The sequence below is a fragment of the Kineococcus sp. GCM10028916 genome (genome assembly GCF_042674865.1).
GTDB lineage: Bacteria > Actinomycetota > Actinomycetes > Actinomycetales > Kineococcaceae > Kineococcus.
Map to the genome: position 1 here is coordinate 137,515 of NZ_JBHTFM010000020.1, position 19,957 is coordinate 157,471.

Sequence of the window (19,957 nt, forward strand, 5' to 3'; positions counted from 1 at the left end):
GGTCAGAGCATCCGCGGGTCGCGGTGGACGTCCTCGACGTGGACGTGGGTGTGGATCCGGGCGATCTCCGGGGCGAGGACCCCGAGGACCTCCTGCAGTTCCACCAGGGCCCGGGCCTGCACCGCGTCGGCGAGGGTCACCAGGTGCGCTCCGTAGGCGGCGACGAGCTGGATCGTGACCGAGACGAGGACGTCCGACCCGTCCGTCTCGCAGGTGATGTCCGAGGCCGCGGCCTGCGGTTCCGCGTCGACGCTGCGGCGCAGCAGGGCGACGAGCGCGTCCGCGGCGACGAAGAAGTCACCGGCGCCGTGGCGGCCGCGGACCGGCGCAGAGGGCCGGAAGCTCCGCAGGGCGCGGTCGAGCAGGTCGTCGCGCAGCGCCACCCAGCCGTTCTCGGTGTGCCGGCGGATCAGCCGGGCGCCGAGGTCCTGGAACTCCACGCGGGGTTCACCGCTCACCGCCAGTCCTCCAACGTGCTCGCGAGGGTCGTCCGCGCGCGGGCGAGGAGGCCGCGGACGACGGTGGGGCCGACGTCCAGGACGATCGCGATCTCCGCGTAGCTCAAACCCTCGACCTCCTTGAGCAGCCAGGCCGAACGTTGCCGCTCGGGGAGCAGGGTCAGCGCGACGTCGACGGCTTCGAGCGACCCGGACTCCACGCTGGTCCGGGCGGGATCGTCTCGCAGGTCCGCGATCCGGTCCAGCACCTCGGCGGGGTCGACGTGGGGCAGCGAGCCGGACTCCGGGACGCGCCGGCCGTGGGCGAAGACCTGACGCCGGGCGATGGTGAACAGCCAGGTCCGGACGCTGGCCTGACCACGGAACCCGCGCAGGCCCTTCCAGGCCGCGATCAGCGTCTCCTGCAGGCAGTCCTCGACGGCACCGCGGTCGCGCAGCATCCTCGACACGTGGCGGTGCAGCCCCGGGCCGTGCCGATCGACGAGGACGGCGAAGGCCGCCTTGTCACCGAGCCCGGCCCGGCGGGCCAGTGCCTCGTCGGGCACGCCCTCCAGGTCCCACCCGGACGGGGCCTCGCCCCCGGGTCCACCACTCGTCACGTCCTGCGGTCCTTCCACCGGTCCCCCTCCTGCGGCAGCACGTCCTCCCCCGACCACGGCACCCGGGGGTCGGCCGTGCGGAGGTGGGGCACCCGCCCCGATCACCACCGCCTCCGCGAGCAGGTCGGGACCGGCGGGCCGGGCGCCGTGCTCCTTCGTGCCCTTGACCTCCTTGGTCCCCCACCGGGGTGAGGTCCCGCGGAGCGCACCGGCGTCGAGGACGACGAGAGGTTCCGCGGAGTCTCCGGGTCGAGCTGTGGGAACCATCGCCATGCCTCTTCGTGCGCCAGGAACGACTGCGTCGGGGAATGGGACCACCTCCGGAGCCCACGAGCCAGTTGAACTCTTGACTACTAGAAGACCTGGGGAAGTGACGCACGTCACGGTCTCGACGGCGTGACGAACGAGGGGTTCGAGCACTCTCAACGTCGACCGGGTCGTGATCAGCCCCGGGTGCGGCTTCGAAAGGACGACGACGATGTGGGTTCTGCTCTCGCAGGGACTGCGCCGCTGGGTGATCGCCTCCGTGGCGGTACCCCTGGGGATCAGGACGATGGGGGCGATCGCCGGGAGGCTCGAGCGCTCCGAGGGCCCGACCGCGTTGTCCCGGGGCCTGCGGGGGGCGTCGGCGTTGGCCGGCCATCGCAGCCGCGCCTCCGCGAAGCGGGTTGCGGGCCGTCGTCGGGGGGTCGGCGGCCGGTGAGCTCACGCCCGGACACCACCCGCCCCGGCGACGCGGTGGGCACCCTCCTCGTCGACCCCGCCGCGCGGTGCACGACGATCGCTCTGCGCGGCGAGGTGGATGCAGGCCTGGAGGGGGAACTCTCCGCCCTGTGCTCCCGCATCGTCCTGGACGGGGCCGAGGCCGAGCACGTCGTCGTGGTCGACCTCGGGGCGGTCACGTTCATGGACTCCTCGGGCATCGCCTTCCTGGTGAGGCTCACCCAGCGCATCGCGCCCCGCCGCCTGCGCCTGCGGCACGCCCCGGACCAGGTGCGCTTCCTGCTGGACGTCACCGGGATCGAGTCCATCCTCGACGTGGACTGAGCGCGCCGCGGGGTCCAGGACGGCCGGAGCGGCGCCCGGTGACCTCAGCCGGCGAAGGCCTCCGCGAGCAGGCGGAACTTCTCGCGGGGGAAGTCCCCGCCGCCACCGAGCACCTGCACGGGGACCTCGTCGGCCCCCGCCGCGAACTGCTCCTCGAGGCGCGCGGCGACCTGCTCGACCGTGCCCCAGGGGATGAGGGCGTCGATCGCCCGGTCGCTGCCGCCGTCCAGCAGGTCCGCGTCGCCCCAGCCCAACCTGCGCAGGTTGTTCGTGTAGTTCGGCAGGGCCAGGTACACCGCCGCGTACTCCCGGGCGATCGCCCGCGCCCTCGACGGGTCGGTCTCCAGCACGACGGCCACCTCCGGGGCCAGCAACGGCTCGGGGCCGAGGGCCTCGCGCGCTGACACCGTGTGCTCGACGGTCGTGAAGTACGGGTGGGCCCCGGCCGCCCGGGTCCGCGCCAGCTCCAGCATCTTCGGGCCGAGCGCCGCCAGGACCCGCCGGTCCGCGGGGACCGACGGGGACAGCGCGTCGAGCTGGTCGAGGTACTCCGCCGTCCGGGTGAAGGGCTTCTCGTAGGCCCGCCCCTGCCCCTCGACGGCGGGGGCGTGGGAGTTCCCGAGCCCCAGCAGGAACCGTCCCGGGTGGTCGCGCTCGAGATCCGCGAACGCCGTGGCGGACTGCGCCGGGGTGGCCGTCCAGATGCTCACGATGCCGCTCGCGACACCCAGCGAGGTGGTCGCCGACAGCAGCTCACCGAACGCGGGGAGGATCCCCGGTGCGAAACCGCCGGAGAACCACAGCCGCGCGAACCCCAGCTCCTCGACCTCCGCGGCGACCTCGCGGGCCTCCGCCACGCGGGTCGGGTCCTGCCAGGGGCCGCCGCCCCAGAGGCTCAGCCGGCGGGGGGTCGTGGATGTGCTCATGTCGGCGCCAACCCCGGGCCCCCCACGGGGTGTTCCCGTCACCCACCGTGTCCACCACCGGGAGTGCACCCCCGATCGGGCGAATGAGTCGGACCCGGGACCCGCCGATACGTCAGGTGGTCCCGGGCCTCTGGGAGCGAGGACGTTCAAGGGGAGCCGATGTCGAAGCGAGCCGCCGCGGTGCTGGCCGTCCTGGGCCTCCTCGGTCTCGCCGTGGCGTTCCTGCCCAACGCGACGGGTCCCGGACCGGCCGATCTCGTCGTCGCCTTCGTCCACGCCGCCGCCCTGCTCGTGACCGCGCTGGGGGTGCGCCGGCACCGACCGACCCTGCCGCAGGCCTGGGCGGCCGTCCTAGCCCTGGTGACGACCGGCCTCGTCGCCGCCGTCGCCGCCGTCCTGCGTCCGGGCGACCTCGGGGTCGCCCGCTGGGGAGTCGTCGGCGTCCAGGTCGTGGGCCTCGCCCTGGTGCCGTTCGTCGTCCGGACGCTGCGCCGCGAAGGGTCGTCCCGCACGACCTGGCCGGACGTCCTCCTCACCCTCTGCGGCGGCGGACTCGTCGTCGTGCAGGTCCTGGGGATGCTGCACGAGACCGGACTCGGCGACGAACCGGCGGTCCTCATCGGCACGGCCGCCGACGTCGTCCTCGTCGTCGTCCTGCTGCGCATCCTCTCGACCCGCACCGGCATGGCCCCGGCCACCGCGCTCGTGCTGTCCGCCTCCGGTGGGCTGCTCGCGATCGCCTCGTTGGTGACCGCCCGCGGCGACCTGCTCGGCCAGGCGCGCGTCCTGCCCGCGCTGGAGTGCCTCGCCATGGTGCTGCTCGCCACGGCCGCCTGGCACCCGAGCATGCGCCACTTCGGCACCCCCCACGCCGGCGGCACCCTGCGCCGCGACGGGCAGCGCCTGCTCACCGTCGTCCCGGTCTTCCTCGCCGTGCCCGTGCTGTGGGTCCTCGGGAACCTGCACGTCCTCCCCGACGTCGCCGTCCAGGTCGTGGCGCCCAGCGGCTACGTCCTCGCCTGCGCCGGCGTCGCCCTCGCCTCGCTCGCGGTGCGCCGCGCCGAACGCAGCGCCGACCGCGACCCCCTCACCGACCTGGTCAACCGACGGGGTCTGCCCAACGCCACCCGCGAGCTGCAGCAGCGCCTGCGCGGCGAGGACCTGCACCTGTGCCTGGTCGACCTCGACGACTTCAAGCAGATCAACGACACCCGCGGCCACGCCGTCGGCGACGCCCTGCTCGTCGAGGTCTCGCACCGGCTGCGACGGGCCGTCGGGGTGCGCGGCGTCGTCTCCCGCACCGGTGGCGACGAGTTCATCGTCGTCTGCTGGACCGGGCCCGACGACGAGGAGGGACCGGCCGACCTGATGCTCGCGGCCCTCGACGCGCCCTTCGAGTTCAGCGGGCTGCCGTACCAGGTCAGCGCCAGCATCGGCATCGCACCGCTCCCCGCCGGGGTGACCCTCGAGGTCGCCCTCGTCGACGCCGACATCGCGATGTACGCGGCGAAGCAGGCCGGCAAGGGCCGCGCCCAGGTCTACCGGCCCGAACTGCGCGAACGGGTCCTCGGCGGGCTCACCATGCAGCAGGAACTCCGCCGGTTGCTGCTGCACGACGGGTCCCCCGCGGACGTCGGCGAACTGGTCGTCGTGCACCAGCCGATCGTCGAACTCGGTGAGGGGTCGTCGGTGCGCATCGTGGGGGTCGAGGCGCTCGTCCGCTGGCGCCACCCGCGGGCGGGGACGCTGATGCCCGACGAGTTCCTCCACCACGCCGAGGCGGCCGGTCTCGGGGCCCGCCTCGACGAGCACGTCGCGACGCGCGCGGTGCGCCACCTCTCGCAGTGGGACGCCCTCGGTGTCCCGCCGCTGCACCTCGCCGTGAACCTCGGGGTCGGCAGCCTGCACCGCCACGGCCTCGCCCGGTGGATGACCACCCTGGCCGCCGCGCACGGCATCGCCCCCGAACGGATCCACCTCGAGATCACCGAGCACGAGGAACTCCCCGACGACCCCCGCATCGCGGAGTCGTTGCGCGAGACCGTCGCCGCGGGGTTCCACCTCGACCTCGACGACTTCGGCATCGGTTACACCTCGCTGTCCTACATGCGCCGGTTCCCGATCTCGACCGTCAAGCTCGACCGTTCGCTGACGACGCTGGTGACCAGTGGGGACACGTCGCTGCTCGAGGGCATCGCGGCGCTCTGCCGGGCGATGGACCTGAGGATCCTCGCCGAAGGCGTCGAACGCTCCGAGCAGGTGGGACCGTTGCTGGCGCTCGGCGTCCACCGCGCCCAGGGTCACTGGTTCGGGAGCGCCGTGGCGGCCGACGACGTCCCCGGTCTCGTGCAGCGCACGCACGCCGAGGACGGCCAGGAGAGCGACGGCGTCCTGATCTGACGGTCCGTCCCCGGCCCGCCCTTCCGCGCGATCCGTCGATCAGGCAGTCTGGCGCCCACGAATCCGCACCCGAGGAGCCTTCCGTGGACGACTTCCAGTACATCGACGGATCCCGCAGGACCGGCGGCGGGCAGCAGCTCGTCGTCGAGGACCCCGCCACCGGCGCGGTGATCGCCACGGGTGCCGCCGCGACCGCGGCCGACGTGGCCGAAGCCGTCGCCTCCTCGGCGAGGGCCTTCACCGCATGGTCGCGCAGCACCCCGGCCGCACGGGCCGAGGTCCTCGCGACGGCCGCCCGACTGCTGGCGGAACGGGCCGAGGAGTTCGCCGCCGCCGAGACCGCGCAGACCGGCAAGACGCTGCGGATGTCGCGCGAGTTCGACGTCCCCGGCAGCGTCGACAACACGGTGTTCTTCGCCGGCGCCGCCCGGGTGCTCGAGGGCAGGGCGGCCGGCGAGTACGACGGCGACCACACCTCCTACGTGCGCCGCGAACCCCTCGGCGTGATCGGGTCGATCGCCCCGTGGAACTACCCGCTGCAGATGGCCGCGTGGAAGGTCCTGCCGGCGCTCGCCGCGGGGAACAGCGTCGTCCTGAAACCCGCCGAGAACACACCGCTGACGACCCTGCTGTTCGCCGAGGTCTTCAGCGCCGCCGGCCTTCCCGACGGGGTCTTCAACGTCGTCACCGGGACCGGGCCGGAGGCCGGGGAGGCCCTGGTCGGCGACGCGCGGGTCGCCATGAGCTCCTTCACCGGTTCCACCGCGGTGGGGCGACGGGTCATGGAGGTGGCCTCGCGCACCGGGAAGCGCGTCCACCTCGAACTCGGCGGCAAGGCGCCGTTCGTGGTGTTCGACGACGCCGACCTCGAGGCCGCCGCCCAGGGAGCGGTGGCGGCCTCCCTCGTCAACGCGGGCCAGGACTGCACCGCGGCCACCCGCGCCTACGTGCAGCGGCCGTTGTTCGACGACTTCGTGGCCCGGACCGCGGAACTCATGGCCGGGGTCCGCGTCGGGTCCCCCACGGACCCCGCCACCGACATGGGCTCGCTCATCCACGTCCGCCAGCGCGACAAGGTCGCCGGCATGGTCGAGCGGGCCGTCGACGCGGGCGCGAAGGTCGTGACCGGGGGCCACGCGCCGTCCGGTCCGGGCGCGTTCTACTCCCCCACGCTGCTGGTCGGCGCGGTGCAGGACTCCGAGATCGTGCAGGAGGAGGTGTTCGGGCCGGTGCTGGTCGCCCTGCCCTTCGACACCGACGACGAGGGTCTCGCCCTCGCCAACGACACGCCGTTCGGGCTGGCGGCCTCGGCCTGGACGCAGAACGTCTACCGCTCGATGCGGGCCAGTGCGGAACTGCGCGCCGGGTGCGTGTGGATCAACGACCACATCCCGATCATCAGCGAGATGCCGCACGGTGGGGTGAAGGCGTCGGGCTTCGGCAAGGACATGTCCACCTACTCCCTCGACGAGTACACGGCCGTCAAGCACGTGATGTTCGACCGCACGGGCACCGCCCGCAAGGAGTGGCACCGGACCGTCTTCTCCTGACCCGCGGCTGCGGAGGGGGGGGTTGGGACCGTTGACGCTTCGGGCCAATGAGTTCGGCCCGTAGCGTCAACGGTCCACCACCCCCAGCCCGGCTCGGCTCGGCTCGGCTCGGCTCGGCTCGGCGCGGGGTGAGGGATCACACACCGGGGGCGGTCCGGGGGTCTCCTACGGGGCGTCAGACTTGGGGGAACGACCCCGCCAGGAGGAGGATCCCCATGACGTCCGGGCCGCTCGCCGCCCGCTGGTTCCGCGTGATCGCGACGTTCGAGGCGATCTCGTGGACCGCGCTGCTCGTCGCGGTGTTCCTGAAGCGCGTCGTCGACGCCCCGCACGAGGGGGGTGTGCCGGTGGTCGGGATGATCCACGGGGTCGGCTTCGTGATCTACCTGATCTCCACGGTGTGGGCCGCTCGCCGATTGCGGTGGAGCCTCCGGGTGACGCTCGTCGGCCTCGCCGCGAGCATCCCGCCGCTGTGCACGCTGGTGTTCGAACGCTGGCTCGTCCGCCACGGCAAGCTCACCACGGGATCCGCTCGAAGCTCCGGCGCAGTCGCTGCCCCTTCGCGGGGTTGACGAACTCGACCCGGCTGACGCGCCCCTCCAGGTGGGCGCGGAAGTCGGGGTGCGCGGCCCGGTCCTGCGACGCCGGGCCGTGCACGACGCAGTTGTGCAGGACGGCCTTCAACCGGTCGAACTCGTCCCGCGGGACGTTCGGGTGGTCGTTGACGACGAGCCCGGTCACCAGTTGACGGGCGCCCCGGCCGCGGGTGCGGGTCTTCACCGGGTTCAGGACGAAACCCTCGTCGGCGACGATGCGGCTCACCGAACGCGCCAACGCCGCCGGGTCGAGCCCGGTCGTGGAGGAGAACGTCAGGTCGTCGGCGTAGCGGGTGAACGTCGCCCCGACCGCCCGCGCCAGCCCGTCCAGCCGCCGGTCCACCGCGTGCGCGCAGAGGTTCGCCAGTGCCGGTGAGGTGGGCGCCCCCTGCGGGAGGTGCGCCTGGGAGAGGTTGCGCCGCAGTCGGAACCGCGCGTCGGCGGCCCCACCGTCGGGCATCGTGCGCAGGACGGTCAACGGGGTCACGTGGGTCGTGAGCCCCGTGAGGACGTGGGCGACGGGTTCGGCGTAGCCGATCAACCGGAACCTGCCGTAGACCCGCGACGCCGGGACGGAGGCGAAGAAACCCTCCAGGTCGAACCGCACGACCGTGCGGGCCTGGACGTGGTCCCACGCCCCGGTCAGCGCGGACCGTCCGGGGACGAACCCGTGGGCGACGTCGTGAGCGGGCACCCGGTCGAGGACCTCGTGCAGGACCCGCCTCTGCAGGTGCTTCAGCCGGGGTTTCGGCGCCTCCAGCAGTCGCGGGACACCGCGTTTCGCGGTCCACGCGGACCGGTAGTGGTGCAGGGCCCGGCCGGCGGCCCGGACCTGGTGGCGCCGCAGGTCCGCGAACCAGTCGAGGTGTTCCGGATCGACCTCGAGGAACTCCGCGACGTCGAGGACGGTGTGCAGTTCGGGGACACCGAACCGGTTGCCGCGCATGCGGGTCGTCCCGACCGCCAGGTGCGCCATCCGCAGCGGGACCCCGCGCCTCGCGGCGGCGTGCTTCGCGCTCCCGTACGCGGTGCTGCGCAGGATGCAGGTGTGGAGTTCCCGCGGTGCGTCGTGCGGCGGTCGGTGGAACTGCTCGAGGACCGCGGCGGCGACCTTCGCGACCCACCCCGCCCTCGGCGACCCGACGGCGGCCCGACCACGGTGCGTGAGGCCCTCGGGGGTCCAGGCTCCGTCGAGGAACGCGGCCGCCAGGGCGACGACGACGGTGTCGGCGGAACTGTCGGTTATGCGTGCGCGCGGTGGTGCCGGGCGACCGGTCCTGTGCTGCGGGGACGAGGGCGCGCGGAGCGCGCTGACGTCCCTGCGACGTCGTGCCGAACCTCTCGTGCTGTCCCCGGGGTGACCCCGGAGCTGCTCGACCGGCGTCGGTGCACCGACGCTCGACGAGCCCTCTCGCCCCGGCACCACCGCACCCCGTCACGATCACACACGGCCGGGCGTCCTGTCAGTCCTTCGGGTCCCGTCCCCGATCGGCGTCGCGGTGACCGTCCCGCACGGCGGCGCGCACGACCCGGTAGAGGAGGTAGACCACCACCGCCAGCACGACGAGCCCCAGCAGCAGCGGGAGGACGATCAGGACGGCCGGGTGGTCGACCAGGTTGCGGAACACGCGCACCTCCGGGGTGTGACAAGATCACCGACCCTGCCACGGATCGGTGCGGACCGGAAGGCACCCTCGGGAGGGCCGTCCCGCGGGGCCGGGGGCAGGATGGTCCCGTGCTGCTCGCCGACGTCGTCGCGACCTCGACCACCGTCGCCGCCACCCGCTCGCGGACGGCGAAGGTGGCCGCCCTCGCCGACCTGCTGGGACGGCTGGACCGCGACGACACCGACCGGGCTGCCGTCGTCGCCTCCTACCTCGGCGGCAGCCTGCGCCAGCGCAGGACGGGTCTGGGGTGGCGCGGGCTCAGCGCTCTCCCCGACCCGGCCGAGGCGGCGTCGCTGACCGTCGACGACGTGCACCACCGCTTCGAGGGCATCTCGGCCCTGGGCGGGGCCGGTTCCGCCGCGAAGCGTTCTGCCGCCGTGGACGACCTCTTCGCCCGGGCGACCGCCGACGAGCAGCGCTGGCTCCGGGGCGTCGTGACCGGGGAACTGCGCCAGGGGGCGCTGGACGCGCTGGTCCAGGACGCCGCGGCGGTCGTCGCCGGGGTTCCCGGACCGGACGTGCGGCGCGCGGCGATGCTGGCGGGTTCGACCGTCGACGCCGTCGTCGCCGCCCTGCACGGCGGCGCCGGGGAACTCGCCGGTTTCCGGCTGCACGTCGGCCGGCCCCTGCTGCCGATGCTCGCCTCGAGCGCGACGTCGGTCGCCGAAGCGGTCGGGGGTTTCACCGGCGAGGTGGCGGTGGACACCAAGCTGGACGGCATCCGGATCCAGGTGCACCGCGGTCCCGAGGGGATCCGGATCGCGACCAGGACGTTGGACGACATCACCACCCGGTTGCCGGAGGTCGTCGAGATCGTCCGGGAACTCCCCGCGCACGAGTTCGTCCTCGACGGAGAGGCCCTGGCGCTCGGCGACGACGGCCGACCGAAGGCGTTCCAGGACACCGCGTCCCGGACCGCTCAGACGTCGGGGACGATCGTCACCCCGTACTTCTTCGACGTGCTGCACCTCGACGGCGTCGACCTCCTCGACGTCCCGCTGCGCGACCGGCTCGAGGCCCTCGACGGTCTCGTCCCGCAACGCTGGCGGGTTCCCCGCCTGGTGACCGCCGACGCGGAGGCGGCGAGCGGGTTCGCGGACGACGTCGTCGCCGCCGGTCACGAGGGTGTCGTGGTGAAGGACCTGGACTCCCGCTACGCGGCGGGTCGCCGCGGGGGCGCCTGGGTGAAGGTGAAACCCGTCCACACCCTCGACCTCGTGGTGCTGGCCGTCGAGCAGGGTTCCGGCCGCCGCTCGAGGTGGCTCTCGAACATCCACCTCGGCGCCCGCGACCCGGAGACCGGCGGTTTCGTCATGCTGGGCAAGACGTTCAAGGGGATGACCGACGAGGTGCTGACCTGGCAGACCGCGCGGTTCCGCGACCTGCAGACGGAGGACCCCCGCAACGACACGGGCCACGTCGTGACCGTCCGCCCCGAGCAGGTCGTCGAGATCGCCTTCGACGGCCTGCAGCGCTCGACCCGCTACCCCGGCGGGGTGGCCCTGCGCTTCGCCCGGGTGGTCCGGTACCGCGACGACAAGACGGCGGACGAGGCCGACACCCTGGAGACGGTCCTGAAGCTCGCGCGCTGACCGGCGAGGGGGTGGTCCGGTCAGTTCGAGGGTTGACGGTTAGAGCTCTAACAGTTAGTGTTCTGACCATGGACGCACCCGAGCTCACCAGCACCCTCGACCTGGTCCGCTGGATCGGGTGGGCTCAGCGCAAGGCGGGCGAGGACTGGATCCGGGCCCGCGAGGTCAGCCACGAACAGGCCTTCGTGCTCGGCTACCTCACCCAGAACCCGGGGGCGATCCAACGCGACCTCGCGGAGATCACCCGGACCAGTGCCGCGAGCGTCTCGAGCCTGCTCAAGGGACTCGAGGCCCGCGGTCTCGTCGAGCGACGCACGGTGCCCGGCGACGAACGCAGCAAACGCGCCTTCGTCACCCCGGCCGGCTCCGAGGTGATCGCGGGCTTCGACACCGCCATGGCCGCGGCCGACGAGACGATCCTCGCCCCGCTCGACCCGGCCGAGCGGGACGCCCTGCACGCCCTGCTCGCCAAGATCACCGCCGACCTGGAACGTCACTCCCGCTAGTCCCCCACCTCCTGCGACGCGCCCACCCCGGTCGGCGTGCGCTCCACCCTGCCCGGAAACGGAGCCCGCCGTGAACCCACCCGACACCTCCCCGGAGGTGGGCACCAACCGCTGGTACCTCACCTCCGCCCCGATCGTCAGCGCGCTCCTGCACCTGTGCGTGCCGATGGCCGCCGCGCTGATCGTCGGTGCGCTCTACAACGTCGTGAACGCCGGTTTCATCGGCTCCCAGCACGACACCGCCCTCCTCGCCGCCGTGACCCTCGGATCGCCGGTCCTCGGACTGGTCATGGCCGTCGGGAACGTCTTCGGCGTGGGCGGCGGGGCGCTCGTCTCCCGGTTGCTCGGTGCGGCGGAGAACGACCCCACCCGGGCCGGTGAGATCGAGCGCGCGTCGTCGTTCGCCCTCTGGGGTTCCGTCGTCGTCGGGATCGTCGTCGCCGTCGTCGGGCTGCTCCTGCTGCACCCCCTGGTGACCCTGCTCGGCGCCGACGCGACCGCACTGCCCGCGACGCGTGAGTTCGTGGCCGTCCTGCTCGTGTTCGTGCCCGTGCTCGCCGCGGCGATGTGCCTGGAACAACTCGTCCGGGCCGAGGGAGCGTCCCGCACCGTCATGGTGGGACTCGTCGCCTCGACCGTCGCGAACGTCGCCTTCGACGCCCTGTTCATCCTCGTCCTGCACCGGGGCGTGTCCGGGGCCGCCCTCGCGACCGGCCTCGCGAACCTCGTCACGGTCGTGTACTTCGCGATCTGGCTCACCCGCAACAGCGACCACGTCAGCCTCGCCCCGAAGTGGTTCACCCTCTCCGGTGGCGTCGTGAGACCCGTTCTGGGAGTGGGGGTCGGGGAACTCCTGCAGGCGGCGTTCCTCATCGTCACGTCGCTGGTCCTGAACAACCTCGCCGCGAACTACGGTGACGGCCCACTGGCCGCCATGGGCGTCGCGGTCCGCATCGCCCAGGTGCCGGAGTTCCTCGTCATGGGCGTCACCCTCGGCGTCCTGCCGCTGCTCGCCCACTCCTTCGGCCGGGGCGACCGGAACCGGTTGACCGCGGCCGTGCGCGGTTCCGCGGTGACCGTCGGTGGGATCGCGCTGGTCTTCGCGGTGACGGTGTTCCTCCTGCGCGACCAGGTGTTCTCCGCGTTCGTGTCCGACCCGTCGACCCTCTCGATCGGCGCCACGATCATCACCGCCCAGCTGGTCGCGATGGTCGCCAACGGGTTCACCGGGCTCATCACCTCGCTGTTCCAGGCGACGGGCAAGGCCGTGCCCGCGACGGTCATGTCGCTGACGCAGGGCGTGTTGTTCGTCCCGACCGTGGTCCTCTTCCACCTCTGGTTCGGGTTGAGCGGGATCGTCTGGGCGCTGACCGTCACCGAGGTGGCGGTGCTCCTGGCCGGGATCGTGCTGTGGTCCGTGTTCCGCGCCTCGATCGACCGCGACCTCGCCGAGGGCAGCCCGGAACGGGCCGGGGCCGTCCTCGACGAGGGGTGAACCTCAGAGGTAGCGCAACGGGTCGAAGTCCGCGAGGGGGATGATCCGGACCCGCGGCAGCACGACGTTGAACGCGCGGACGTCGTCCTCGAGGTCGAAGACCTTCAGGCCGCGCTCGTGCAGCCCGGCGTACTGGGAGTTCATGAACTCCCGGAACCCGACCATCCCGACGAGGCGGTCGCCGGTGAGCAGCCGGTCGATCTGGGGCAGGAAGTCGACGTCGTGGCTGCCGAGCAGCACGTCGCCGTCGCGGTCGACGAGGGCGTCCAGCGTGCGCTGGATGCCGATGTCGACGACCTTCTCGCCCGGACCGCCGGCCAGCGGGATCGGCTGGTAGCCCAGCGCCAGCAGGGCCTGCACGAAGGACATCGGCAGGTGCCCGGAGGAGGCGTTGAGGAAGAACAGACCCTTGGCGGGCTGCTGGAACGTGGTGCGGGCGAAATCCATCAGCCGCTCCCAGCGCGGCCGCTGCTCCGGGGCGGGCCGTCCCTCGAGGATCGACGCACCCAGCGTCGCGTCGATGTTCTCGCCGTCGACGACCACGTAGGTCGTCCGCTCCGCCGCACCGCTCGTCACAGTCACCACGCTGGGAGGCTATCGCGCCGCCGACGGCGTTCCGGCCCCCTCAAGACCGCAGTCACGCGCGCCGACATCGTGGACAGGAGAAGTCCACACCCCACCGACGATCCACGAGGTGCTCCAGATGAACGCACGTCCCGCAACGCCCCGCCCCGTCGACCTCGACGCGCCGGCGCTGCAGCAGGCGCTGACCGCCCTGGTCGCCGACCGGGACGCGCTCCTGGTGGTCGACACCGCCACCGGTGAACTGCTGCACGCGGACGCGCGGGCCGTGGAGTACCTCGGCGCCACCGCGGAGCACCTCACGGGCCGCACGCTGGGCGACCTGCTGACCGTCCCGGGCCCCGGGGAGGTCCGCGAGCTGCTCACCGGTCGACCCACGGTCCTGGAGGCGCTGGTGACCGGGACGGGACGCTGGCTGCGTTGCGCGACGCACACCGTCGCCGGCACCTCGGCCACCCTGGTCGTCGCCTCGGACGTCACCGCCGCACGCGACGAGCTCTTCGACCTGCGCAGCAAGGTCCGCGCCATCGAACGCGCCCAGGCGGTCGTGGAGTTCTGCCCCGACGGCCTGGTCCTGCGAGCCAACGACACCTGCCTGGAGCTCCTGGGGTACGAGGCCGAGGACGTCGTCGGACAGCACCACCGGATGTTCTGCGACCCGGCCTACGCCGCCTCCACCGACTACGTGGCGTTCTGGCGTCGTCTGCGGTCCGGGTCGACGGAGGCCGGGGAGTTCACCCGCTTCGGCGCCAAGGGACGCGAGGTGCGCATCCGGGCGACGTACAACCCGGTGTTCGGCCCCGACGGCAAGGTCGTCAAGGTCATCAAGTACGCCTACGACGTGACCGACGCCGCCGTCCGCGGGGTCGAGCTCGAAGGCCGCGTCGCCGCCATCGACCGCTCGCAGGCCGTCATCGAGTTCGCCCTCGACGGCACGGTGCTGACCGCGAACGGGAACTTCCTGGACCTGCTGGGGTACTCGCTCACCGAGGTCCAGGGCAAGCACCACCGGATCTTCGTCGACCCCGAGGACGCGGCGGGCAGCGAGTACCAGCGCTTCTGGGAGAAGCTCGGTCGCGGCCAGTACGACGAGGGAACCTACCGCCGCCTCACCCGGGACGGTCGGGACATCTTCATCCAGGCCACCTACAACCCGATCCTCGACCCGGAAGGCCGGCCGATCAAGGTCGTGAAGTACGCCGTCGACGTCACCGGGACCACCGTGCAGAGCGCCGAGTTCGCCAGCCGGGTCCAGGCCGTCGACCGCGCACAGGCCGTCATCGAGTTCGACCTCGAGGGGAACATCCTCACCGCCAACGAGAACTTCCTGCGCACCATGGGCTATTCCCTGAAGGAGCTCCAGGGTCAGCAGCACGCGCTGTTCTGCTCCCCGGAGTACCGGGTGTCGGCGGAGTACCGCGACTTCTGGCTGCGGCTGCGCAAGGGCGACTTCATCGCGGGTCGGTTCCACCGCGTCGGGAAGTACGACCGCGACGTGTGGATCCAGGCGACGTACAACCCGATCTTCGACCTGCGCGGCAGGCCGTTCAAGGTCATCAAGTACGCCTACGACGTCACCGTCCAGGCGCAGCTCGAACAGCTCATCGCGGCGAAGAGCGGCGAGATGAACGAGACCGTCGCGGAGCTCTCGCACTCGATCGACGAGATCGCCTCCAACGCGGTGCAGGCCCGCGACCTCGCCTCCGAGACCCACTCCAACGCCCAGACGGGTTTCGAGGCGCTCAAGCGGTCCCTCGAGGCGATCGACCTCATCCGCCGCTCCTCGGGTTCGATCGCCGAGATCGTCCGCGTCATCGGCGAGATCGCCGCGCAGACGAACCTCCTGGCCTTCAACGCCTCCATCGAGGCCGCCCGGGCGGGCGAGCACGGCGTGGGCTTCTCGGTCGTCGCCGGTGAGGTCCGCAAACTGGCGGAACGGTCCTCGACGGCAGCGGGGCAGATCGCCGAACTGATCGCGGAGTCGGAGACACGGGTGACCGAGGGCGCCGAGGTCTCGCGCGCCGCGCAGACCGCCTTCGAGAGCATCGTCACCAGCGTCGCCCGGACGTCGGAGTCGATCTCGACGATCGCCGGCGCGACCAGGTTGCAGCAGGACACCTCCGCCGTCGTCCGCACCCTCATCGCCGATCTCGCCGCCCGGACCAGCGAGGGGTCGTGAACACCGACGGGTCGGTGCGGGTCGGCCTGCTGCGCATCGAGGACGCCCTCGTCGCGCTGCCCGTCGACGTCCTGCGCGAGGTGGTTCCGCTGCCGGACCACTTCGACGCGCTCCCGACGGCGGCGGCCGGTCTCGTCGGGGCGCTCCTGCTGCGGAACTCGGTGCTGCCGGTCCTCGACATCGGGACCGTCACCGGGAGGACCCGGCACCGGGAGGCGATGGGGGTCGTCGTCCTCGTGCACGAAGGTGGTGCCCTCGGTCTGCTGGTCGACGGGGTGCACGACGTCGTCGACCTCGAGGCGGGCGCCCTGCAACCGGTCGTCGAAACGCCCGACGGGGCTCCCCGGTTGTTCTCGGCGACGTTCGCGCGGCCCGGGACCCAGGAGATCGGCAGCCTGCTCGACCCGGCCGCCGTCCTGGGTTTCCCCGGTGTCCTGGCGATGGCGGCGAGCCACCTCGGCGACGGTGGCTCGACCGAGTTCGCGGCCGCCGCGACGTCCGCGTCGCTCGACCCCGCCTACCTCGTCGTGCGCTGCCGCTCCGCCGACGGGACCTCGGTGCTGCTCGGCGTCGACGTCGCCGACGTCCAGACCACGCTGCCCGCGCTCGCCCCGGCCCCGTCGCAGCTCAGCTCGGACCTGTGCCTCGGGGTCACCGACTACGGCGACGTCCGCCTGCCCGTCGTGGACCCGTTGCGACTGCTGGGGTTGCCGCCCGTCGCGGCGACCGGTCCCTGGCAGGCCCTGCTGGTGCGCTCCGACCGGGGGCTGCTCGCCCTCGTCTTCGACGAGGCGCTGGACATCGTCCGGCCGGCGCCGGCCGCACTGCTGCCGCCGCCGCCGGGCACGGGACGGGCACGGGACGCGGTGCGCGCCGTCGCCCGGATGCCGCACGGGCACACGTTCGTGCTCGACGTCGCGGCACTGCTGGCCGACGACGAGATCAGTGCGCTGACCGCGCTGAACACGGCCGCCCGGACCGGGGGGCCGGGTTCCGGAGGTCCTCGGACGCGGGTCCTCGGCGACGCCCTCCCCGTGGCGCCGCAGTACGACCCGGTCGTGGTGTTCCGCGCCCGGGGAACCCTGACCGCGCCGTTGGCCCAGGTCGACGGCGTCGTCCCGTTCCCCACCGATCCGACGCCGTGGATCGGCGGACGCTCAGGGCTGGGTTCGCTCGTCACCCGGCACGACGTCGTCCCGCTGGTCGACCTCGCCGACCACCTGGGGCGCGGGAGGGTCGCCGATCCGCTCGACGCCGTGGTCCTGCTCGTCCGGGTCCCCGCCGAGGACCCGGACGCCGCCCCGCAACGGGTGGGGCTGGTCGTCGAAGGGCTCAGCGACATCGAGCGGCCGGTCTGGCGGGAGGACCTGGACGAGGCGGCCGCCGAGGAACGCTCCCCCCTCGTCCGGGTCGGGTCCGAGCAGGGTCCGCTGCTGCCGTGCGTCGACCTCACCGTCGTCGCGCTGTCGGTCGTGTCGCCCCGGCGCGCACCCCGGATCACCGTGCCCTGACCCGCGGTCCAGCGGGGTCCCCAGGGGCGGAGTGACTCTGGGCGCAGGTGCTTGTGGCACGCTGTCGGACGTGAGTGAGCAACAGGTGGAGACCCCCGCCCCACGCCGCGGACGCCCTCCGGCCTCCTCCCGCGAGGAGATCGAGACCGTCGCGGTGGAGTTGTTCCTGCGCAAGGGTTTCGAGGAGACGACCCTGGCGGAGATCACCGCCGGGGCCGGGGTGAGCAAGACGAGCTTCTTCCGGTACTTCCCCTCGAAGGCCTCGATCGTCTGGTGGCGCTTCGACGAGTACACCCAAGGTTTCGCCGGGCTGCTCGACGAGGCGGTCGCCCGCGAGGACGCGACCCTCGACCTCGTCCGGGGGGCCGTCCTCGGCGCCCTGTACCGGGTGATCGACGGCCAGGGCATGTGGATGCAGCGCTTCCGGGTCATCGACGAGTCCACCGAACTGCGTTCGGGGGAGTCGGAGCAGTGGGCGCGCTGGCGCGAGCACGTCGCCTCGTTCGTGGCCCACCGCCACGACATGGCCGTCCTCGACATCGCCCCGCAGGCCGTCGCGGGAGCCGTGCACGCGGCCTACCTCTCGGTGCTGCGCCGCTGGCTGGCCGTCGAGCACCCCACCGAGGAGCTGGTGCCCGAGCTCGACCGGGACCTGCAGCCGCTCTGCACCGTCCTGCAGGGGTGGCTGGACGGGACCGCGCAGCCGTCCTGAGGACTCACAGGATCGTGTATCCCCCGTCGACGACCAGGGTCTGACCGACGACGTAGCTCGACGCCGAGCTCGCGAGGAACGCCACGGCGTTCGCGACGTCCTCGGGTCGGCCGAGGTCGCCGGCGGGGATGCGGGAGCGCCACTCCGCGACGCGGTCGGGCAGGTTCTCCACGTCCCAGCGGGTCATCTCGGTCCGGACGTAGCCCGGCGAGACGGCGTTGACCCGCACCCCGAACCCGATCCACTCCAGCGCGAGCGAGCGCATCAGGGACTCGACCGCGGCCTTCGACGCGTTGTAGGCGCTCTGGCGCTGCGGGACGTTGACGATCCGTCCGGAGATCGACCCCACGACGACGACGCTGCCGCCCCGGTCGGCGTCCCGGCACGTCCGCGCGAAGGCCTGGGCCACGAGCAGCGTCCCCGTCACGTTGACGGCCATGACCTGCTCGAGCCGTTCCCGGGTGACGTCGAAGGCGTCGTCGTTGCCGGGGATGCCGGCCGCCGTCACCAGCACCGAAGGCAGCCCCAGCGTGGCTCCGACCTCGGCGACCGCGGCCGTCACGGCGTCGGGGTCGGTGATGTCGACCGCCACCCCGAGGGCGGCGACCCCGTGCTCGGTCGCGAGGCGCGCCGCCGCGTCGCTCACCTCGGGACGCAGGTCCAGCAGCGCCACCGACGCCCCCGACCGCGCCAACCGCTGCGCGCACGCGAAGCCGATGCCGCGTCCACCGCCGGTGACGATCGCCACGCGACCCGCCAGGTCCCCCAGGAAGTCCTCCACACCCCGATCCTGCCGGAACTCCCGGTCGGGGAGGATGCGGGCATGGAGTTCGGGTTCTCGGCGCGGTTGTGGCGGTGGGAGGCGCGGACGGAGCTGTGGGTGTTCGTGAGCCTGCCGGGAGAGGTGAGCGAGGAGGTCCGGGACGTCCCGCGACCGCGGTCCGGTTTCGGCGCCGTCCCCGTCCGGGTCACCTGCGGCCGCTCCACGTGGACGACGTCGATCTTCCCCGGCGTCACCGAGACCTACGTCCTGCCCGTGAAGAAGTCCGTCCGGACGAAGGAGGGGCTCGAGCTCGGCGACCTGGCCGAGTTCCGCCTGGAAGTGCTGGGCTAGGCGCGTTCCCGCAGCGTGACGACCTCGACGTGCTGGGCGTGCGGGAACACGTTCCCACCCTCGTACCGAGCGTGACGCAGTGCACCCCAACGGTTGTGCTCCACCACCGGTGACGGAGTCCACCACCGCGCGCCCGACCTGCGTCCGGAGGACCACCGACCGTGTCCCCCGGTACCGAACGGTCGAGGGCGCGCCGGTATCCGTGCCGGAGGCGTCATCGATCGCCGGTCGCGGCCAGTCGGTTCCGCCCCGCTCGACGGGCGTACCTTCGACCGGTGTGGGGCACGGGTCTCAGGTGGCAGCCGCCTGGGCGGCTCCCACCGCCTGCGCGGCGAGCGTGGCCGACAGGTTGTTGCCGAAGACCGGCGACAGGGCGAGGAGTTCGAAGTAGGTCTGGACGGTCTCCACCCGGTCGTAGTCGCGTTGCAGCTCCGTGGCGAACGAGAGCCACGAGGTCGGGGTCACCCCCAGGGAGGTCATGCGCGAGACAGCGGCGTCGTGGATCACCGGGGTCTCGCCCGCGGTCGCGTCCACCACCAGTGAGACCTGGTAGCCGCGGCGCAGCGCGCCGAGCACCGTGAAGAGGACGCACCCCTCGGTGGCCAGTCCCGCGATCGCCAGGTGCCGGCGTCCGGTGCGGGCGACGGCCTCCTCGAACCCGGGGAAGTCGAAGGCGTCGAAGGAGCCGAAGGAGCCGGCGCGGTGCACGACCGGGTGATCACCCAGGACGGCGGTCAGCTGCGGGTACAGCGGGCCGCGGGGATCCTGCTCGGGACCGGCGCTGACGACCAGGGGGACTCCGTACCCGAGCGCGGTCTTGGCCAGGGCCACCGCCCCCGTCACGTTCTCCGGGATCGTCTGCGACCGGAAGGTGTTGGCGAACCCGGTGACGTGGTCGATGAGGACGACGGCGGTGTTCTCGGGAGTTCGTCGTTCGATGTCCATGGTGCTTCCTCACTGCGTGCAGGACGGGCAGGGTTTCGGGCCGGGTTCGGGCGGCCGGGAGGTGCTCGGGGTCGGTGG

General features: G+C 72.7%; 20 protein-coding genes. 12 read left to right on the forward strand and 8 right to left on the reverse strand.

Annotation, left to right across the window (positions count from 1 at the left end; genetic code table 11):
* Positions 1–2: 2 nt before the first annotated feature.
* The gene (locus ACFQ46_RS21265; RefSeq protein WP_380261817.1) at positions 3–458 is read right to left on the reverse strand and encodes a hypothetical protein; all 456 of its coding nucleotides are present in this window, start codon (positions 456–458) and stop codon (positions 3–5) included.
* Positions 455–1,057, reverse strand: a complete 603-nt coding sequence (locus ACFQ46_RS21270; protein ID WP_380261819.1) for an RNA polymerase sigma factor — start codon at positions 1,055–1,057, stop codon at positions 455–457. Before ACFQ46_RS21270 ends, ACFQ46_RS21265 begins: the two co-directional genes overlap by 4 nt.
* Positions 1,058–1,535: 478 nt before the next feature.
* On the opposite strand from ACFQ46_RS21270, the gene ACFQ46_RS21275 reads away from it, so the two are divergent.
* Both ACFQ46_RS21275 and ACFQ46_RS21280 read left to right on the forward strand, forming a co-directional pair.
* On the forward strand, positions 1,536–1,760 hold the full coding sequence (locus tag ACFQ46_RS21275) for a hypothetical protein (protein WP_380261821.1): 225 nt from the start codon (positions 1,536–1,538) through the stop codon (positions 1,758–1,760).
* Complete coding sequence (locus ACFQ46_RS21280) at positions 1,757–2,104, forward strand: STAS domain-containing protein (protein ID WP_380261823.1); 348 nt, start codon at positions 1,757–1,759, stop codon at positions 2,102–2,104. Before ACFQ46_RS21275 ends, ACFQ46_RS21280 begins: the two co-directional genes overlap by 4 nt.
* A gap of 44 nt (positions 2,105–2,148) precedes the next feature.
* Here the strand turns inward: ACFQ46_RS21280 and ACFQ46_RS21285 are convergent, their stop codons facing one another.
* A complete protein-coding gene (locus ACFQ46_RS21285) occupies positions 2,149–3,030 on the reverse strand; it encodes a TIGR03620 family F420-dependent LLM class oxidoreductase (protein ID WP_380261825.1) in 882 nt (293 codons plus the stop codon).
* 159 nt (positions 3,031–3,189) lie between these two features.
* Here ACFQ46_RS21285 and ACFQ46_RS21290 point away from each other — a divergent pair, with 159 nt between their 5' ends.
* The 3 genes from ACFQ46_RS21290 to ACFQ46_RS21300 all read left to right on the forward strand — a co-directional run bounded on the left by ACFQ46_RS21290 (position 3,190) and on the right by ACFQ46_RS21300 (position 7,552).
* Positions 3,190–5,430, forward strand: a complete 2,241-nt coding sequence (locus ACFQ46_RS21290; RefSeq protein ID WP_380261827.1) for a putative bifunctional diguanylate cyclase/phosphodiesterase — start codon at positions 3,190–3,192, stop codon at positions 5,428–5,430.
* Between the two features lie 83 nt (positions 5,431–5,513).
* Positions 5,514–6,980 (forward strand): aminobutyraldehyde dehydrogenase, encoded by a 1,467-nt coding sequence (locus ACFQ46_RS21295; RefSeq protein WP_380261829.1) that lies wholly within the window; start codon positions 5,514–5,516, stop codon positions 6,978–6,980.
* Between the two features lie 215 nt (positions 6,981–7,195).
* Positions 7,196–7,552, forward strand: a complete 357-nt coding sequence (locus ACFQ46_RS21300; protein WP_380261831.1) for a DUF3817 domain-containing protein — start codon at positions 7,196–7,198, stop codon at positions 7,550–7,552.
* Here the strand turns inward: ACFQ46_RS21300 and ACFQ46_RS21305 are convergent.
* Complete coding sequence (locus ACFQ46_RS21305) at positions 7,497–8,999, reverse strand: reverse transcriptase family protein (protein ID WP_380261833.1); 1,503 nt, start codon at positions 8,997–8,999, stop codon at positions 7,497–7,499. The genes ACFQ46_RS21300 and ACFQ46_RS21305 overlap by 56 nt on opposite strands.
* Before the next feature lie 40 nt (positions 9,000–9,039).
* On the reverse strand, positions 9,040–9,204 hold the full coding sequence (locus ACFQ46_RS21310) for a hypothetical protein (protein ID WP_380261835.1): 165 nt from the start codon (positions 9,202–9,204) through the stop codon (positions 9,040–9,042).
* A 107-nt stretch (positions 9,205–9,311) separates the two neighbouring features.
* On the opposite strand from ACFQ46_RS21310, the gene ACFQ46_RS21315 reads away from it, so the two are divergent.
* The 3 genes from ACFQ46_RS21315 to ACFQ46_RS21325 all read left to right on the forward strand — a co-directional run bounded on the left by ACFQ46_RS21315 (position 9,312) and on the right by ACFQ46_RS21325 (position 12,836).
* A complete protein-coding gene (locus ACFQ46_RS21315; RefSeq protein ID WP_380261837.1) occupies positions 9,312–10,835 on the forward strand; it encodes an ATP-dependent DNA ligase in 1,524 nt (507 codons plus the stop codon).
* A gap of 68 nt (positions 10,836–10,903) precedes the next feature.
* Positions 10,904–11,341: a MarR family winged helix-turn-helix transcriptional regulator gene (locus ACFQ46_RS21320; protein ID WP_380261839.1), complete on the forward strand. Its 438-nt coding sequence runs from the start codon at positions 10,904–10,906 to the stop codon at positions 11,339–11,341.
* Positions 11,342–11,411: 70 nt separating this feature from the next.
* Positions 11,412–12,836 carry an MATE family efflux transporter gene (locus tag ACFQ46_RS21325; protein ID WP_380261841.1) on the forward strand — a complete coding sequence of 475 codons (1,425 nt, stop codon included), beginning with the start codon at positions 11,412–11,414 and terminating at the stop codon, positions 12,834–12,836.
* A gap of 3 nt (positions 12,837–12,839) precedes the next feature.
* Here the strand turns inward: ACFQ46_RS21325 and ACFQ46_RS21330 are convergent, their stop codons facing one another.
* Entirely contained in the window at positions 12,840–13,421 is a 582-nt protein-coding gene (locus ACFQ46_RS21330; RefSeq protein ID WP_380261843.1) for a nuclease, read from the reverse strand.
* 118 nt (positions 13,422–13,539) lie between these two features.
* On the opposite strand from ACFQ46_RS21330, the gene ACFQ46_RS21335 reads away from it, so the two are divergent.
* From ACFQ46_RS21335 to ACFQ46_RS21345, 3 genes are all read left to right on the forward strand, one after another.
* Positions 13,540–15,597 carry a PAS domain-containing protein gene (locus tag ACFQ46_RS21335; RefSeq protein WP_380261845.1) on the forward strand — a complete coding sequence of 686 codons (2,058 nt, stop codon included), beginning with the start codon at positions 13,540–13,542 and terminating at the stop codon, positions 15,595–15,597.
* Entirely contained in the window at positions 15,594–17,108 is a 1,515-nt protein-coding gene (locus tag ACFQ46_RS21340) for a chemotaxis protein CheW (protein ID WP_380261847.1), read from the forward strand. Before ACFQ46_RS21335 ends, ACFQ46_RS21340 begins: the two co-directional genes overlap by 4 nt.
* Positions 17,109–17,178: 70 nt before the next feature.
* Complete coding sequence (locus ACFQ46_RS21345) at positions 17,179–17,820, forward strand: TetR family transcriptional regulator (protein ID WP_380261849.1); 642 nt, start codon at positions 17,179–17,181, stop codon at positions 17,818–17,820.
* A 4-nt stretch (positions 17,821–17,824) separates the two neighbouring features.
* On the opposite strand, the gene ACFQ46_RS21350 is transcribed toward ACFQ46_RS21345, so the two are convergent.
* Positions 17,825–18,601, reverse strand: a complete 777-nt coding sequence (locus ACFQ46_RS21350) for an SDR family NAD(P)-dependent oxidoreductase (RefSeq protein ID WP_380261852.1) — start codon at positions 18,599–18,601, stop codon at positions 17,825–17,827.
* Between the two features lie 42 nt (positions 18,602–18,643).
* Between ACFQ46_RS21350 and ACFQ46_RS21355 the strand changes: the two genes are divergently transcribed.
* Complete coding sequence (locus ACFQ46_RS21355; RefSeq protein WP_380261854.1) at positions 18,644–18,934, forward strand: DUF1905 domain-containing protein; 291 nt, start codon at positions 18,644–18,646, stop codon at positions 18,932–18,934.
* A gap of 291 nt (positions 18,935–19,225) precedes the next feature.
* Here ACFQ46_RS21355 and ACFQ46_RS21360 read toward each other — a convergent pair whose 3' ends face one another.
* Positions 19,226–19,879 (reverse strand): isochorismatase family protein, encoded by a 654-nt coding sequence (locus tag ACFQ46_RS21360; protein ID WP_380261856.1) that lies wholly within the window; start codon positions 19,877–19,879, stop codon positions 19,226–19,228.
* Positions 19,880–19,957: the final 78 nt, after the last annotated feature.

Bases quoted from the DNA above. Each gene is read 5' to 3' on its own strand.
- ACFQ46_RS21275 (WP_380261821.1), top strand. From the start codon at position 1,536: ATGTGGGTTCTGCTCTCGCAGGGACTGCGCCGCTGGGTGATCGCCTCC.
- ACFQ46_RS21285 (WP_380261825.1), bottom strand. From the start codon at position 3,030: ATGAGCACATCCACGACCCCCCGCCGGCTGAGCCTCTGGGGCGGCGGC.
- ACFQ46_RS21290 (WP_380261827.1), top strand. From the start codon at position 3,190: ATGTCGAAGCGAGCCGCCGCGGTGCTGGCCGTCCTGGGCCTCCTCGGT.
- ACFQ46_RS21300 (WP_380261831.1), top strand. From the start codon at position 7,196: ATGACGTCCGGGCCGCTCGCCGCCCGCTGGTTCCGCGTGATCGCGACG.
- ACFQ46_RS21320 (WP_380261839.1), top strand. From the start codon at position 10,904: ATGGACGCACCCGAGCTCACCAGCACCCTCGACCTGGTCCGCTGGATC.
- ACFQ46_RS21335 (WP_380261845.1), top strand. From the start codon at position 13,540: ATGAACGCACGTCCCGCAACGCCCCGCCCCGTCGACCTCGACGCGCCG.
- ACFQ46_RS21355 (WP_380261854.1), top strand. From the start codon at position 18,644: ATGGAGTTCGGGTTCTCGGCGCGGTTGTGGCGGTGGGAGGCGCGGACG.
- ACFQ46_RS21360 (WP_380261856.1), bottom strand. From the start codon at position 19,879: ATGGACATCGAACGACGAACTCCCGAGAACACCGCCGTCGTCCTCATC.